We start from the raw sequence: 14,992 nt of genomic DNA on the forward strand, positions 1-14,992 counted from the left end.
TATGAGCGCTTTGCTCACCATGTTGAAGAGTAGCGGGGCCGGCCATGCGCGGCTTCTGGCAGGTCCGATCCTGATCGTGATGGTGCTGGGCATGATGGTGCTGCCCCTGCCCACGTTCCTGCTCGACCTGTTGTTCACCTTCAACATTGCGCTGTCGGTAATGATCCTGCTGGTGGCCATGTTCACGCGCAAGCCGCTGGACTTTGCCGCCTTTCCGGCCGTGCTGCTGTTTGCAACGTTGCTGCGCCTGTCGCTGAACGTGGCGTCCACCCGCGTCGTGCTGCTGCACGGCCACACCGGCCCCGACGCGGCGGGCAAGGTGATCGAGGCGTTTGGCCACTTCCTGGTGGGCGGCAACTTTGCGGTCGGGATCATCGTGTTCGTGATCCTGACCATCATCAACTTCATCGTTATCACCAAGGGTGCGGGCCGGATTGCCGAAGTGGGCGCGCGCTTTACCCTGGACGCGATGCCCGGCAAGCAGATGGCCATCGACGCCGACCTGAACGCGGGCCTGATCGGCGAAGACGAAGCGCGCAAGCGCCGCGCCGAAGTGTCCCAGGAATCCGACTTCTTCGGCTCGATGGACGGCGCCAGCAAGTTCGTGCGCGGTGACGCGATTGCGGGCCTGCTGATCATGGTGATCAACGTGATCGGCGGCCTGATCGTGGGCGTGGCCCAGCACGATATGTCGATGGCCGAGTCGGGCCGCGTCTACACGCTGTTGACCATCGGTGACGGCCTGGTCGCGCAGATTCCGGCGCTGGTGATTTCGACGGCGGCCGGTGTGGTGGTGTCGCGCGTGTCGACCGACCAGGACGTTGGCCAGCAGATCATGAGCCAGCTGTTCTCGAACCCGGCCGTGCTGTTCCTGACGGCCGGCATCATCGGCATCATGGGCCTGATCCCGAACATGCCGCACGTGGCGTTCCTGACGCTGGCTGGCGCGCTGGGCTACGGTGGCTGGGCCTTGCACAAGCGGCGCCTGGCTGCTGCGCAGGCCGCGGAAGTGGTGCCGCCGGCCGCGATCACACAAGCGCAGGCGGCAGCCGCCGAAGCCAGTTGGGACGATGTGTCCATGGTGGACCAACTGGGGCTGGAAGTGGGCTATCGCCTGATCCCGCTGGTGGACCACGCGCAGAACGGCGAGCTGCTGCATCGCATCCGCAGCCTGCGCAAGAAGTTTGCGCAGGACGTGGGCTTCTTGCCGCCTGTCGTGCACATTCGCGACAACCTGGAGCTGAAGCCCAACGATTACCGCATCCTGCTGTCCGGTGTGGAAGTGGGCCATGGCGTGGCGATGCCGGGCCAGTGGCTGGCCATCGACCCGGGCGGCGTCACCATCCAGATCAAGGGCACGCCCACCACCGATCCGGCGTTCGGCTTGCCGGCGCTGTGGATCGACGGGGGCTTGCGCGATCAGGCGCAGGTGGCCGGTTACACGGTGGTGGACGCGGGCACGGTGGTGGCCACGCACTTGAATCACCTGATGCACCGCCACGGTTCGAACCTGCTGGGCCGTCAGGAAGTGCAGCAGTTGCTGGACCGCATCGGCCGCGACGCGCCCAAGCTGGTGGAAGACCTGGTGCCCAAGACGCTGTCGCTGACGGCGTTGCAGAAGGTGCTGCAAGGCTTGCTGTCGGAAGAAGTGCCGATCCGCGACATGCGCACCATTATCGATACGCTGTCCGAGCACGGCCCGCGCCTGGCGGCGCAGGCGGCGGCCACGGGCGGTCAACCCGACATCAACGAACTGATCATGCTGACGCGCCGCTCGCTCGGCCGCGCGATTACGCAGCAGTGGTTCCCGGGCGAAGGCGAGTTGCGGGTCATTGGGCTGGACGTGAAGCTGGAACGCGTGCTGTCGCAGGCAATGACGACCAGCGGTGGCCTGGAGCCCGGCCTGGCCGACACGCTGCTGCGCGAAACGCAGGCGGCGGTCGAGCGCCAGGAAGCGCAGGGCAATGCGCCGGTGCTGCTGGTGTCGCCAGTCTTGCGCGCGCCGTTGTCGCGCTTCCTGCGCCACCATTTGCCGCAGCTGGGCGTGTTGTCGAATACGGAAATACCGGATGAGCGCATGGTCCGCGTGACCGCGCTGATCGGCGGGAGTAATGGGTAATGAAGATAAGCCGCTTTGTAGGCGCCAATAGCCGTGACGTGATGCGCCAGGTGCGCCTGGCCCTGGGGCCGGACGCGCTGATCGTATCGAACCGCAGCGTGGACGGCGGGGTGGAAGTGCTGGCCACGTTGGACGGCGCGTTCGAGGATTCTGCGTCGGACACGCCGCAACGCGATATGTCGTCGCACGCCGGGGCGTCCGGGGCCGCGGCTGCCGCGCCTTCGGGTTCGCGTCCGCAGGGGCCGGCGGTCTCACCCTACGGCGCGCAGCCCGCCGCACCTTATGGCGCGCAGCCCGACGCAGCTTACGGCGCGCAGCCCGCAGCAGCTTATGGCGCGCAGCCCACTGCACCTTACGGCGCGCAGTCCCCCGCAGCTTATGGCGCCGCGCCCGAGCGGCAAGAAGCGCGCCCCTACACGGCGGCGCCGCCCGCCATGCCGCAACCCGGCTACACGACCCCGTCGCGTTCGATTGCCGCGTATCAATCGGCATTTGCGTCGTCGGCGCAGCCGGAAGAAGAAGGCTCGCCTGTTGAGGCGAGTGCGGCAGCGATGCCGTTGGCGGCGTCGTATCCCACGCCGCTGCAACCCGCGACTGCGCAATCGTCGGCCGCGCAACCTGTTGCTTCGCAACCGGCTTCCACGCCGGTCACCCCGCTGGTAGGCGCCGCGACCCGCGTCGAGCTGCCGGCCTTGGCACCCGCCCGTCCAGGCGCGCCGACGCACGCCACGCCGATGGCTGCCGCGTCGCCGCTCGCTGCGACTTCCGCCGCGATACCCGCCGCGTATTCGCCCGCATCGTCGGCCCCCGCGCATGCTGCATCGTCGGCCAATGCACCCGCCGCTTATGCGCCCGCCGCATCCCCGGCCGCCGCGCCCGCCGCGTCTTCGACCACCGCGCGCGCCGCGGTCACCGCAGCCGCTGCGTCCGCACCCGCGCCGTCCATGGCGCGCATGCCGGATGCGCCGTTGCGTCAGGCACCGCCGTCGTTGCCTCCGGACACCACGGCCGGTTTGCAGGATGCCATCAGCGCCTTGCGCGGCGCGCTGGAAACGCGGATGGACGGACTGCTTTGGGGTGGTCGCCCCGGCGCGACTCGTGAAGCCGCCGCCGCCGCGCTGTTCCGCAGCCTGCTGGATGCCGGGTTCAGCACAAAGCTGGTGCGCACGCTGGTGGACCGCCTGCCGCAAGGGCTGTCGTCCGACGCCGCGCAGGCGTGGGCGCGTAATGAACTGGTTACCCACCTGCCCGTGGTGGCCTCGGAAGACGAATTCCTGGCCGGCGGCGTGTACGCGCTGGTCGGCCCGACGGGCGTCGGCAAGACCACCACGCTGGCCAAGCTGGCCGCCCGTTGCGTAGCCCGCGAAGGCCGCGATCAGGTCGCGATGTTGACGACCGACCTGTTCCGGATCGGCGCATTGGAACAATTGCAGATCTACGGCCGCCTGATGGGCGTGCCCGCGCATTCCGTGCGCGACGCCGGCGAACTGCGCCGTATTCTTGCCGAACTGGGCAACCGCAAGATCGTGCTGATCGACACCACCGGCATCAGCCAGCGCGACCGCCTGGTGGCCGAGCAGGCCGCGATGTTGACCAGCGCCGGCAAGCCCGTGCGCCGCCTGCTGGTGCTGAACGCCGCCAGCCAGGGCGACACGCTGGACGAAGTGGCGCACGCCTATCGCAACGGCGTGGGCGAAGACGTGGCCGGCTGCATCATCACCAAGCTGGACGAAGCCACCCGCCTGGGCGCGGCGCTGGACACGGCCATCCGCCACCGCCTGCCCATCCACTACATGTCGGTGGGGCAGAAGGTGCCGGAACATATGGAACTGGCGCGCGCCGACGTGCTGATCGACCGGGCCTTTGCCATGGTCGAGCGCGCGCGCGCCCTGTACACGCCCAGCGAGGCGGACCTGGCGTCGCTGGTGCCGGCCGCGCGCGAGGCCGATGCCGTTGATCCTGCCCGCCGCCGCCAATTGCTGGCCTCGGCCATCCTGCGCCCGCAAGGCGGATCGGCGTCGATCGCCGCCGCACAACATCTGGACGACACGATTGCCATGCTGGACAGCGATCCGGCCTGCGTACAAGCCCGGGCGTCCTGGCGCGACTATGTCGGCGACGGCGCGGGCGCCAGTCTGGCGGCGTTGGGCGACGACCCGCTAGCCATGGTGCGGCGTGAATTTTCGGCCACCTGCAACCGCCATCTGCTGGCCATGCATGGCAAGACCAGCATGAAGGGCGAAGGTTTGCCGGGTGGTGTGTTGATGGGGTCGCTGCTGATGAGCGACCGGGGCGTGGCCCTGGCCGCGCCCGCGCAGCAGTTGGCGTTGGCCCACGGCATGTTGACCTCGTTCGCGCCCGGCGCGGCGGGTCTGGCGGATGCCGGCCCGGCGCTGCAAGCGCGCGTGCGCTGGCTGGGCGAACAGCTGCCGCGCCTGCCGATGGTGCATCTGCTGGAGGCCGGCACGTCGGCCTTGTGGCAGTCGTTAAGCGAGCAGGGCGCCTCGTGGGTGGCGCGCTGCCCGGGCGGCATGCGCGTGGTGCAGGACGAATGCCCGACCAATCTGAATGCCGTCGGCAAAAGCGTGGGCTATCTGCCCGTGGGCCAGCCCGGCGACATGCCCGGTTTGACGCGCGAGCAGGGCGGCCAGACCGTGCCGCTGGCGCTGTGGGCCTCGGGCACCGAAATCACCCTGCCGGGCCGCTCCGAAACCGCGCCGATCCGCCTGGTCTGCGCGCGACTGATCGATACGGTCAGCGGCGAAATTGCCGTACAGCTGTTCGGGCTGACCAACTTGCCCGCGTCCCAGGCCGACGCCGCCACCGTCGCACGCTGGCTGGTATTGCAGGACGAAGCCAAGGCCGGCTTCCGCTACATGGCCAACGCGTGGCAGGCGCTGCCCGCCGTCGACGGCGCCCACACGCTGGCGCGCCAGTCATTGATGGCCGGCCAACTGGGCGCGGCCTGCTGGCAGATGGCGCATTCGCCGTCCGCCGCCGTCGTGCGCGGCCCGCTGTCCGGCATCATGGGCTCGGAACGCAAGCTGTCTGGCCGCCTGCTGCCCGTGGCAATCCTGAAAATGTTCGCCATGCTGGAGATGGCCGCGGGGGGCTGAAGTCCAGGGCCGAAGCCAAGGCAAGGCCCCAGAGCTCCAAAACTCCAAAGCCCCAAAGCTCCCAAGCTCCAAAGCCCCAGCGCCCCAGAGCCCCAGCGCCCCAAAGCCCCAAAGCCCCAAAGCCCCAAAGCCCCAAAGCCCCAAAGCCCCAGCGCCCCAGCGCCCCAGCGCCAGGCTCAAGCCCAGCCGAAGCCCCGGCACTCCTGTCCAGCAAAAAGCGCGTGGTATCCCGTTAGGGATCCCGCGCGCTTTTCACAAGAATTCGCGTATTTTGGCGCGCATGCCGCGCCAGGGACTATACGCCGGATCAGCCGGCGACGATCGGTTTGCGATTAGGCGCGCCGCGCGCACCTCGGCCGTACGCGTCATAGGTCGCGTTCTTGCTGCCTGCGCCGTTCACGTCGCGCAGCGCGTCCAGCGACTGCTGCGTGTAGCGCAGATGCACATCGATCAACGCCCCATTGCGCAGGTTGATCTCGTTCGCCGATGCCGACTTGGTCAACAGCGCTTGCCAGATCCCCGACAACTGCGGATGCAGCACGGCAGCCTGTTCGGTGCCGGCGTGGCCGATGGGCAGGCCGATTTCGGCCAACAGCCCGTCGCGCGTGCCGCTCAGGTCAACCAGCTGCTGTGCCACGCGCGACTTGCGTTCGGTAATGGCTTGCAGCGCGCCGACGTTGCCCGGGCCGACCAGAACCTCGGTCTCTTCTTCCAGAATGGCTGAAAACTCGGTAATCAGCGCGTCTTCCTGACGCATGCAGGCCTGGAGGGAGTCGACGGGGTTCATGGTCATGCTTCGAAGGAGGATAGGGCGGTGGACGGGATTACTTCAGCAGATCGCGCGCACTGGCGATCAGGCTGTCGGCAATGCGGCCGGTATCGATCTTCAACTGGCCCGAGGCAATGGCGGCACGGATGGCAGCCACGCGCTCGACGTTGATGTCGTTCGAACCGTCTTGCAGGGCCAGCATCTTGCGCGACGCCGAACTCAACGCCACTTGCGAGCTGCTGGAGCCCGAGGGGGTGCTTGCGCCATAGGCTTGCGCAACCGCGGAATCCGGGCGCTGGCTCACGGCGTCGGCCGAAAGAGGCCGGTTGGTGGTCGAATTGATTTTCAAGGTTTTCTCCGCAGGGCGTCCTGGGTCGGTTTGCGACGGATACGCCTACTATTGTCTCTGTAACGACAGGGCCGGAAGGAACTTTAGGGCAGCTTGCCCAATGGTGTCGCGCGATTTGTAACAGACCCTACAGTTGTATTTCCACCAGGCCCGCGTTACGCACCACACCGCTGACCACCTGGCCGCTGGCGGTGCGCACCTGCACCGTGGCGCCCGGCGCTGCATTGTCCAGTGCCTGCCCCTCGCTACTGACCACGAATCCGTTGCCGCGCGCGTTGATCCGAACGTTGGCGCCCCGCATGACCGACTGCGCGTTGCGCAGCGACGAGCCACGCACCGGCTGGCCGGCGTTGATGCGGTAAGCGGCCGACATGCCCACGACCGTTTGCGGGTCGGTGATGGCACCCGGCGGCAGCGACACCAGGTCGCCGTCCCGGGGGGAGAGGTCGTCCGGCGTCAGCGCCTGGCCCGCCGCGATCATGCGCGAAGCGACGTAATAGTACCCGGGCACGCTGACAGTGGCCTGCACATACGTCGTCCAGGGCTTGGGCGCGTTGCATCGCACACCCACCGTCATGCGCGACCGCAGCTTCATGCCCGACGGCATAAACGGGGACATGGCGTCGCAGGGCGCCAGGCGGTCCACCCTGGGCGGGTCGATCGCCACCGAGGGCTGCCCGGGCAGGCCGGCCAATTGTTCAAGCAGATAGTCTTGCGCCGCGTTCACGATGGCCTCGGGCGGCTGGCTGGCGGCGTCTTGCGCCAGCGCGGCTTCGTTGCCTGCCAATGCCAGGACAAGAAGGCCGCTTGCGCGCGCGAGGAGAAGTCGTGCGGAGATTTTCATGATGACTGAATTGTAAGAGTCCGAGCCGCTTGGCAATACGTGAATTGGATGAGAAATGGCGGGTTATTTGGCTGATTGTGTTTCACCGCCGGCCCCTATGATTCCGTCATCCAATGGGATAACGGTGCGTCCGAAGTCCCGTGCTCTATCCGTATTGCAACGCACGAAGGCGCCACGATGCTAGACAGGCTTAACGAAGATTTCCGGTTCTACCAGCAGGCTTTGGGACTGCGCGCGCAGCGCCAGGAAGTGTTGTCGTCCAACATCGCCAACGCCGACACGCCGAACTACAAGGCCCGCGATTTCGACTTCAAGACGGCGATGCAGAACGCGATGGAAGATTCCAAGCGCCTGGCCGATACGTCGTTGACGCTGACCTCCGCGCGCCACATTCCGGCCAAGGCCGTGTCGCAGGGCCCGACGGACCTGCTGTTCCGTTTGCCTTACCAGCCCAGCATGGACGGCAACACGGTGGACATGGACATCGAACGCGTGCAGTTCGCCGACAACACCTTGCACTACCAGAGCACGATGCAAATGATCTCCGGCCGCATCCGGACCATGCAGACCGCCATTCAGGATTGATCCATAAAGGGAGCAACAGGCAATGTCCTTGTTGAGCATTTTCGATATCGCCGGTTCGGCGCTCAGCGCGCAGTCGCAGCGCATGAACGTCACGGCCAGCAACCTGGCCAACGCCGACAGCGTGGTGGGCCCGGACGGCCAGCCGTATCGCGCGCGCCAGGTTGTATTCCAGGTCAACCCGGCCGCCGGCCAGGCCATGGGGCAGGAGATTGGCGGCGTGCGCGTTGCCGGCGTCATCCAGGACCCGTCGCCGCTCAAGCAGATCTATGACCCCAAGCATCCGCTGGCCGACGCCCAGGGCTACGTCAGCATGCCCAACGTCGATCCCGTGGCCGAAACGGTCAACATGATCGCGGCGTCGCGCTCGTACCAGGCGAACGTCGAAGTGCTGAACACCGCCAAGTCCTTGATGCAAAAGACGTTGACCATCGGTCAATCCTAATTTCCGCTCAGAGTGAATCCATGACCACCGTCGATCAAAACACCAGCACCACCGGCTTGGGCCTGGCCCAGGCGGGCGCCGGCAGCTCCATTACGTCGCAGGGCCTGCAAGACCAGTTCCTGAAGCTGCTGATGACGCAGCTGCAGAACCAGGATCCGCTGAACCCGATGCAAAACGCCGAGCTGACCTCGCAGATGGCGCAGATCGCAACGGTGGAAGGCATCACCAACCTGAAGAGCACCATCCTGGCCATCAGCGGCCAGATCGATGTGTCCCAGTCGATGAACGCCGTGTCGATGATCGGCAAGGGCGTGTTGATCCCGGGTTCCAAGGTCAAGGTCGGCGTGGACGGCGACAACGCCGCCGAGCGCGTCGTCACCCCTTACGGCCTGGATCTGCAAAGCGATGCGCAGAAGGTCCAGGTTCGTATCGCCGACGCGAACGGCGCCGTGGTGCGCACCATTGAAATGGGCGAACAGAAGACTGGCGTCTACACCCTGAACTGGGATGGCAAGAACGACGGCGGCGTGGCATTGGAGCCGGGTGCTTACACCGTGTCCGTGCTGGCAACCGACGGCGACGGCAAGAAGGTGAACGCGGAAGTCCTGAGCTACGGCCAGGTCAAGAGCGTGGCTTACTCGACGAACGGACTGCGTCTGGACCTGGGCCTGGAAGGCCAGACCAGCATGTTGGACGTGCGCAAGGTTATCGGCGCCTGAACCGGGCGGATTTGAATCGATGCCGGCGCACGGGCGACGGCTCCACATCATTAATTAGCGAGAGAAAACATGGGCTTCGGACAAGGACTAAGCGGCTTGAACGCCGCTGCGCAGAACCTGGACGTGATCGGCAACAACATCGCCAACTCCGGCACCGTCGGCTTCAAGTCGGCCACGGCCTCGTTTGCTGACGTGTACGCCAGCTCGCGCGTGGGCCTGGGCGTCAAGGTCGCCGCCATCAATCAACGCTTCACCGTCGGTACGGTGCAGGGCGGTGGTGGCGAATACGACATCGCCATCGACGGCGCCAAGGGCATGTTCCGCCTGACGGACACCAGCGGCGCGGTGATGTATTCGCGCAATGGCGAATTCCTGGTCGACAAGAACAACTTCATCGTCAACGCGCAGGGCTACCGCCTGACGGGCTACCCCGCAGGCGCCATTGGCGCTAACCCGGTCGAACTGCAACTGCCGACGGCCAACGTGGCGCCGCGCGCCACCGCCACCGGCACGACCGTGGCCAACCTGGACGCCAACGCCAAGGTGGTTTACCCGGTTGATACCGTCACGGCCCCGGCCGTCGACGGCAGCGTGTCCCTGGGCGGCACGGCATATACGTTCACCCGCGATCCGCTGGGTGTGGTGGTGTGGTCGGGCGCGACGCCGCCCGCCGGTAACTACGGCGCGGCGCCGAACGTCATCACGGTCGATGGCACGGGCGCCATCACGGCTGGCGACATCAGCCAGGTTCCGGGCTACGTCAACTACACCGCCGCCGTCACCGAAATCGGCCGTCCGTTCGACCCCACGGTGTCCAACAGCTACACCAACGCGTCGCCCATGACGGTGTTCGATTCGCTGGGTAACTCGCACCAGGTGATGCAGTACTTCGTCAAGCGCCCGGCGGATGCCGCCGGCAACAGCGTGTACGACGTCTACTACACGATGGACGGCCAGGCCATGGCGCCCACGACCGAAGCGGGCGGCGTCTGGGGCACCCCCCAGCAGTTCACGTTCAACAAGGCCGGCGCGCTGACCAGCGCCCCGGTCGTGACCTTGAGCTTTGCCCAGCCCGGCGGCGCCACCACGCCCGCCGACCCCATCAGCATCGCCATGAACTACACCGGCACCACGCAGTACGGCAGCAACTACAAGCTGGTTGCCAAGCCCGACGGCTACACCTCCGGTGAATTCAGCGGCATCAACATCGGCGGCGACGGCAGCCTGGTGGCCAGCTACACCAACGGTGAAACGCAAGTGGTCGGCAACATCGTGCTGGCCGACTTCGCCAACCTGCAAGGCCTGCAACCGGTGGGCAACAACGCGTGGACGGAAACGTCCGCCTCGGGCCAGCCGATCCTGGGTCAGCCCGGCACCAACGGCATGTCCAAGGTGGTGGGTCAGGCGACGGAAGCGTCCAACGTCGACATGAGCAAGGAACTGGTCAACATGATCATTGCCCAGCGCACCTACCAGGCCAACTCGCAAACCATCAAGACTCAGGACGAAATCATGCAAGTCCTGATGAACCTGAAGTAAAGCTGGCTCGCGACGACACCGACGGAATAGGCAATGGACAGAATCATCTACACCGCCATGAATGGCGCGGCACGTATCACTGAGCAGCAGGCCGCGATTTCGAACAACATGGCCAACGTGAACACGACGGGCTTTCGCGAGCAGATCGCGCTGTACCGCTCGGTTCCCGTGACGGACGGAGTGAGCCTGCCCACGCGTGTTTCGACGGTGGCCTCGACCCCGGGCAACAGCTTTGAAATGGGCAACATGCAGACCACGGGCCGCGACCTGGACGTGGCACTGGCCAGTGAGAACGGCTGGATCGCCGTGCAGACGCCGCAAGGCGAAGCCTATACGCGCGGCGGCAGCCTGCAAGTGGGCATCAACGGCCTGTTGCAGACCTCGCTGGGCCAACCGGTGCTGTCCGACCAGGGCGGCCCCATCGATGTGCCCGACCAGGCCTCGCTGACGATCACGTCCGACGGCACCATCACGGCCATCGGCGCCGGCGACGGCCCGAACAATATTCTGAACCTCGGTCGCCTGAAGCTGGCCAACCCGAACAACGCGCAACTGGTGCATGGCGACGACGGCGTGTTCCGCCTGGCGCCGGTCAATGGCCAGCCCGCGCCGCCCGCGCCGGCGGACCCCAGCCTGCGCCTGCTGTCCGGCGTGCTGGAAGGCAGCAACACCAATCCGATGAAAGCGATGGTGGGCATGATTGAAAACGCCCGCCGCTTCGAGCAGCAGATGCAGGTGATCCAGCAGTCGGACCGTAACGCCGAACGCGCCAACGGCATCTTGTCCGTCAGCTGACTCGGCCGCTGATTCAACCCAAATTTCGCGCGCGGCGCTGCCGCGGCACCAGGAGTACTTCATCATGATGCGTTCGTTGTGGATTGCCAAAACGGGCCTGGAAGGTCAACAGACCTCCATGGACGTGATCTCGAACAACTTGGCCAACGTTTCCACCAACGGGTTCAAGCGCGGCCGCGCCGTGTTCCAGGACTTGATGTACCAAACGCTGCGCCAGCCCGGTGCACAAGTGGGCGACGCCACGCAACTGCCGTCCGGCCTGCAATTGGGCACGGGCGCCCGCGTGGCCGCCACCGAGCGCATCCACACCGCCGGCAACCTGAACAACACGGGCGGCGAAATGGACATCGCCATCAACGGCCGTGGCTTCCTGCAAGTCGAACTGCCCGACGGCACCCAGGGCTACACCCGTGACGGCGCCCTGCAACGCGACCAGAACGGCCAGCTGACCACCGTCAGCGGCTACGTCATCCAGCCGCCCATGAACGTGCCGGACAACGCCTTGTCCATCTCCATCGGCAAGGACGGCATCGTCTCGGTGACCCAGCCCGGCGCCGCCGGCGTGAACGTGCAGATCGGCCAGTTGCAGATCGCCACCTTCATCAACCCCACCGGCCTGCAAAGCATCGGCGAAAACCTGTATCTGGAAACGGATGCATCGGGCCCCGCCAACCTGCTGCAACCGGGCGTGGACGGCGCGGGTTCGATCATGCAGAACTACGTTGAAACGTCCAACGTGAACGTGGCTGAGGAACTGGTCAACATGATCACGACCCAGCGCGCCTACGAAATGAACAGCAAGGCCGTCAAGACCTCTGACGAGATGCTGGCCCGCCTGACCCAACTGTGATGCCCATGTCTGTCCTGCGTCTGGTATTCGCTGCGGCGCTGGCTATGCTGGCGGCCGGTTGCGCCATGATCCCGCCCGAGCCCATCGTGACCGGGCCGACCACGGCCGCGCCGCCGCCGCCGCCCATGCCGATGGCGCAGCCGACGGGCTCGATCTATCAGCCCACCACGTACGGCAACTATCCGTTGTTCGAGGATCGTCGTCCGCGCAACGTGGGCGACATCGTCACCATCGTGCTGAACGAACGCACCAATGCGTCCAAGAACGTGGCGACGAATACGAACCGCACCGGATCGGCCACGCTGGGTATCGCCGCCGCGCCGTCCTTCATGGACAGCTGGGCGGGCGCCAACCTGAACACCGACGCCAAGGGCGGCAACGTGGCGCAGGGCAAGGGCGACAGCACCGCCAACAATGCCTTTACCGGCACCATCACCACGACGGTCGTGGGCGTGATGTCGAACGGCAATTTGCAGGTGGCTGGCGAGAAGCAGATCGCGATCAACCGCGGCAGCGAATACGTACGCTTCGCCGGGGTGGTCGACCCGCGCTCCATCACCGGCACGAACACCGTGTCGTCCACGCAGGTGGCCGACGCCCGCATCGAATATCGCAGCAAGGGCGTCATGGACGAAGTTCAGACCATGGGCTGGCTGCAACGCTTCTTCCTGCTTGCTTCGCCGTTCTGACCATGACAAAACCCACCTCCATATCCGCCATGCTGTCCCTGTTCGCCCGTGTGTGCGTGGCGGTAGGGCTGGTGGCCGGCGCCGGCGCGGCGCACGCCGAGCGGCTCAAGGACCTGGCCTCGATCCAGGGCGTGCGGGGCAACCAGTTGATCGGCTACGGCCTGGTCGTGGGCCTGGACGGCAGCGGCGACCAGGTTCGCCAGACGCCTTTCACGCAGCAAAGCCTGACCAACATGCTGTCGCAGCTGGGCATCACCGTGCCCGCCGGCAGCAACATGCAGTTGAAGAACGTGGCGGCCGTCATGGTCACCACCACCTTGCCCGCGTTCGCGCGGCCCGGCCAGACGCTGGACGTGGTGGTGTCGTCCATGGGTAACGCCAAGAGCCTGCGCGGCGGCACCTTGCTGATGACCCCGCTCAAGGGCGCGGACAGCCAGGTCTACGCCATCGCCCAGGGCAACATCCTGGTCGGCGGCGCGGGCGCATCGGCCGGCGGCTCCAGCGTGCAGATCAACCAATTGAACGGCGGCCGCATCAGCGCGGGCGCCATCGTCGAACGCGGCGTGCCCACCACGTTCTCGCGCGACGGCTACATCCACGTCGAACTGAACAACACCGACTTCGGCACCGCGCAGAACGTGGCGCAGGCCCTGAACCGCAAGTTCGGCCAAGGCACGGCCACCGCGCTGGACGGCCGCGTGGTGCAGGTGCGCACGCCCATGGAGCAGTCCTCGCAGGCGCGCTTCCTGTCGCAAGTGGAAGACTTGCAGGTGGCGCGCGCGCCCACGGTGGCCAAGGTCATCATCAACGCCCGCACCGGTTCTGTCGTGATGAACCGCACGGTCATGATTGAAGAGGCGGCCGTGGCCCACGGCAACCTGTCGGTCATCATCAACCGCCAGAACCAGGTGTCGCAACCGGACACCCCGTTCACGGAAGGGCAGACCGTGGTGGTGCCCAACACGCAGATCGAAGTGCGCCAGGACAACGGCTCGTTGCAGCGCGTAAGCACCAGCGCCAACCTGGCTGATGTGGTCAAGGGCTTGAATGCCCTGGGCGCCACGCCGCAGGACCTGCTGGCCATCTTGCAGGCCATGAAAAGCGCGGGCGCTTTGCGCGCCGAACTGGAAATCATCTGACGGCCATGGCGATTACTCAAGATGCGGCAAGCGGCGCGGGCCGCCAGGAATCGGTCTTTGACATGGGCCGCTTGTCGGACCTGAAGCGCGACGTCAAGAAAGACCCCGCCGGCACCGAGCAGCAAAAGCAGGTCGCCAAGCAGTTCGAAGCCCTGTTCCTGCAAATGATGGTCAAGCGCATGCGCGAGGCCACGCCCAAGGAAGGCCTGTTCGATTCGCAGCAGACGCAAATGATGCAGTCCATGGCCGACGAGCAATTGGCGCTGCACCTGGCTTCGCCCGGCATCGGCCTGACGCAATCCATCCTGTCGCAGATGCAGCAAGGCAAGCCGGCGGACATGTCCGACGAGGCGGTGCGCGCGATCGGGCAGGGCGGCGACCTGGACTTCCGCACGGGCGGTTCGCGCGAGGTGTCGGCACTGCTGAACGTGATGCGCAACAACCGTCCCAGCGACCGCGCGCTGGCCGCCGCCGAAGGCGCGCCCGAGCACGTGGTGGACTTCGTGTCGAAGATGTCGCGCGCGGCCAACCTGGCGTCGCAGCAAAGCGGCGTGCCGGCTCGCCTGATCATGGGTCAGGCGGCGTTGGAATCGGGCTGGGGCAAGCGCGAAATCAAGCACCCGGACGGCAGCACCAGCTACAACCTGTTCGGTATCAAGGCAGGCGCAAGCTGGAACGGCAAGGTCGTCAACGTGCTGACCACCGAATACGAAGGCGGCGTTGCCAAAAAGGTGACGCAGCCGTTCCGTGCCTATTCCTCTTACGAGGAATCGTTCTCGGACTACGCCCGCCTGATCGGCAACAGCCCCCGCTACGAGGCCGTTACCCAGGCGCGCAACGAGATCGACGCGGCACGCAAGATCCAGGACGCGGGCTACGCAACCGACCCGCGTTACGCACAAAAACTAATCGGCATCATGGGCCAATTGCGCGGCGCGGCCTCCAACGTGGAAATTTCTCGCCAGATGTTGGAAGGACTCTAAATTTGGACGATCTCCTGCCGTTATTGGAGTATCCAGAAATATCAGCTGCGGTTA

The 14,992-nt window shown here is 65.9% G+C and carries 14 protein-coding genes; 11 read left to right on the forward strand and 3 right to left on the reverse strand.

Features of this window, described 5'->3' with window-relative positions:
* The first annotated feature begins 1 nt into the window (after position 1).
* Both flhA and flhF read left to right on the forward strand, forming a co-directional pair.
* Positions 2 to 2,119, forward strand: coding sequence for a flagellar biosynthesis protein FlhA (gene flhA, locus DVB37_RS10405; RefSeq protein ID WP_120154990.1), 2,118 nt, complete (start codon positions 2 to 4; stop codon positions 2,117 to 2,119).
* Positions 2,119 to 5,235, forward strand: coding sequence for a flagellar biosynthesis protein FlhF (gene flhF, locus DVB37_RS10410; RefSeq protein WP_120154992.1), 3,117 nt, complete (start codon positions 2,119 to 2,121; stop codon positions 5,233 to 5,235). Before flhA ends, flhF begins: the two co-directional genes overlap by 1 nt.
* A 307-nt stretch (positions 5,236 to 5,542) precedes the next feature.
* On the opposite strand, the gene DVB37_RS10415 is transcribed toward flhF, so the two are convergent.
* From DVB37_RS10415 to flgA, 3 genes are all read right to left on the reverse strand, one after another.
* The gene (locus tag DVB37_RS10415) at positions 5,543 to 6,022 is read right to left on the reverse strand and encodes a flagella synthesis protein FlgN (RefSeq protein ID WP_046807750.1); all 480 of its coding nucleotides are present in this window, start codon (positions 6,020 to 6,022) and stop codon (positions 5,543 to 5,545) included.
* 37 nt (positions 6,023 to 6,059) lie between these two features.
* Positions 6,060 to 6,353: a flagellar biosynthesis anti-sigma factor FlgM gene (gene flgM, locus DVB37_RS10420; RefSeq protein ID WP_046807748.1), complete on the reverse strand. Its 294-nt coding sequence runs from the start codon at positions 6,351 to 6,353 to the stop codon at positions 6,060 to 6,062.
* 127 nt (positions 6,354 to 6,480) lie between these two features.
* Complete coding sequence (gene flgA / locus DVB37_RS10425; RefSeq protein WP_046807747.1) at positions 6,481 to 7,197, reverse strand: flagellar basal body P-ring formation chaperone FlgA; 717 nt, start codon at positions 7,195 to 7,197, stop codon at positions 6,481 to 6,483.
* A gap of 177 nt (positions 7,198 to 7,374) precedes the next feature.
* On the opposite strand from flgA, the gene flgB reads away from it, so the two are divergent.
* From flgB to flgJ, 9 genes are all read left to right on the forward strand, one after another.
* Positions 7,375 to 7,782, forward strand: a complete 408-nt coding sequence (gene flgB / locus DVB37_RS10430; protein WP_006219042.1) for a flagellar basal body rod protein FlgB — start codon at positions 7,375 to 7,377, stop codon at positions 7,780 to 7,782.
* Positions 7,783 to 7,804: 22 nt separating this feature from the next.
* The gene (gene flgC / locus DVB37_RS10435) at positions 7,805 to 8,224 is read left to right on the forward strand and encodes a flagellar basal body rod protein FlgC (protein WP_046807746.1); all 420 of its coding nucleotides are present in this window, start codon (positions 7,805 to 7,807) and stop codon (positions 8,222 to 8,224) included.
* 20 nt (positions 8,225 to 8,244) lie between these two features.
* Positions 8,245 to 8,943: a flagellar hook capping FlgD N-terminal domain-containing protein gene (locus DVB37_RS10440; protein ID WP_046807745.1), complete on the forward strand. Its 699-nt coding sequence runs from the start codon at positions 8,245 to 8,247 to the stop codon at positions 8,941 to 8,943.
* Between the two features lie 69 nt (positions 8,944 to 9,012).
* Complete coding sequence (locus tag DVB37_RS10445) at positions 9,013 to 10,482, forward strand: flagellar hook-basal body complex protein (protein ID WP_120154994.1); 1,470 nt, start codon at positions 9,013 to 9,015, stop codon at positions 10,480 to 10,482.
* A 33-nt stretch (positions 10,483 to 10,515) separates the two neighbouring features.
* Positions 10,516 to 11,277, forward strand: coding sequence for a flagellar basal body rod protein FlgF (locus DVB37_RS10450; protein ID WP_046807743.1), 762 nt, complete (start codon positions 10,516 to 10,518; stop codon positions 11,275 to 11,277).
* A 64-nt stretch (positions 11,278 to 11,341) separates the two neighbouring features.
* Positions 11,342 to 12,127, forward strand: coding sequence for a flagellar basal-body rod protein FlgG (flgG, locus tag DVB37_RS10455; RefSeq protein WP_006219047.1), 786 nt, complete (start codon positions 11,342 to 11,344; stop codon positions 12,125 to 12,127).
* Complete coding sequence (locus tag DVB37_RS10460; RefSeq protein ID WP_046807742.1) at positions 12,127 to 12,816, forward strand: flagellar basal body L-ring protein FlgH; 690 nt, start codon at positions 12,127 to 12,129, stop codon at positions 12,814 to 12,816. Before flgG ends, DVB37_RS10460 begins: the two co-directional genes overlap by 1 nt.
* 2 nt (positions 12,817 to 12,818) lie before the next feature.
* Positions 12,819 to 13,955, forward strand: coding sequence for a flagellar basal body P-ring protein FlgI (locus DVB37_RS10465; protein ID WP_046807741.1), 1,137 nt, complete (start codon positions 12,819 to 12,821; stop codon positions 13,953 to 13,955).
* 5 nt (positions 13,956 to 13,960) lie between these two features.
* Complete coding sequence (flgJ, locus tag DVB37_RS10470) at positions 13,961 to 14,938, forward strand: flagellar assembly peptidoglycan hydrolase FlgJ (protein WP_046807740.1); 978 nt, start codon at positions 13,961 to 13,963, stop codon at positions 14,936 to 14,938.
* Positions 14,939 to 14,992: the final 54 nt, after the last annotated feature.

Source organism: Achromobacter sp. B7 (assembly GCF_003600685.1).
Lineage (GTDB): Bacteria > Pseudomonadota > Gammaproteobacteria > Burkholderiales > Burkholderiaceae_B > Achromobacter > Achromobacter spanius_B.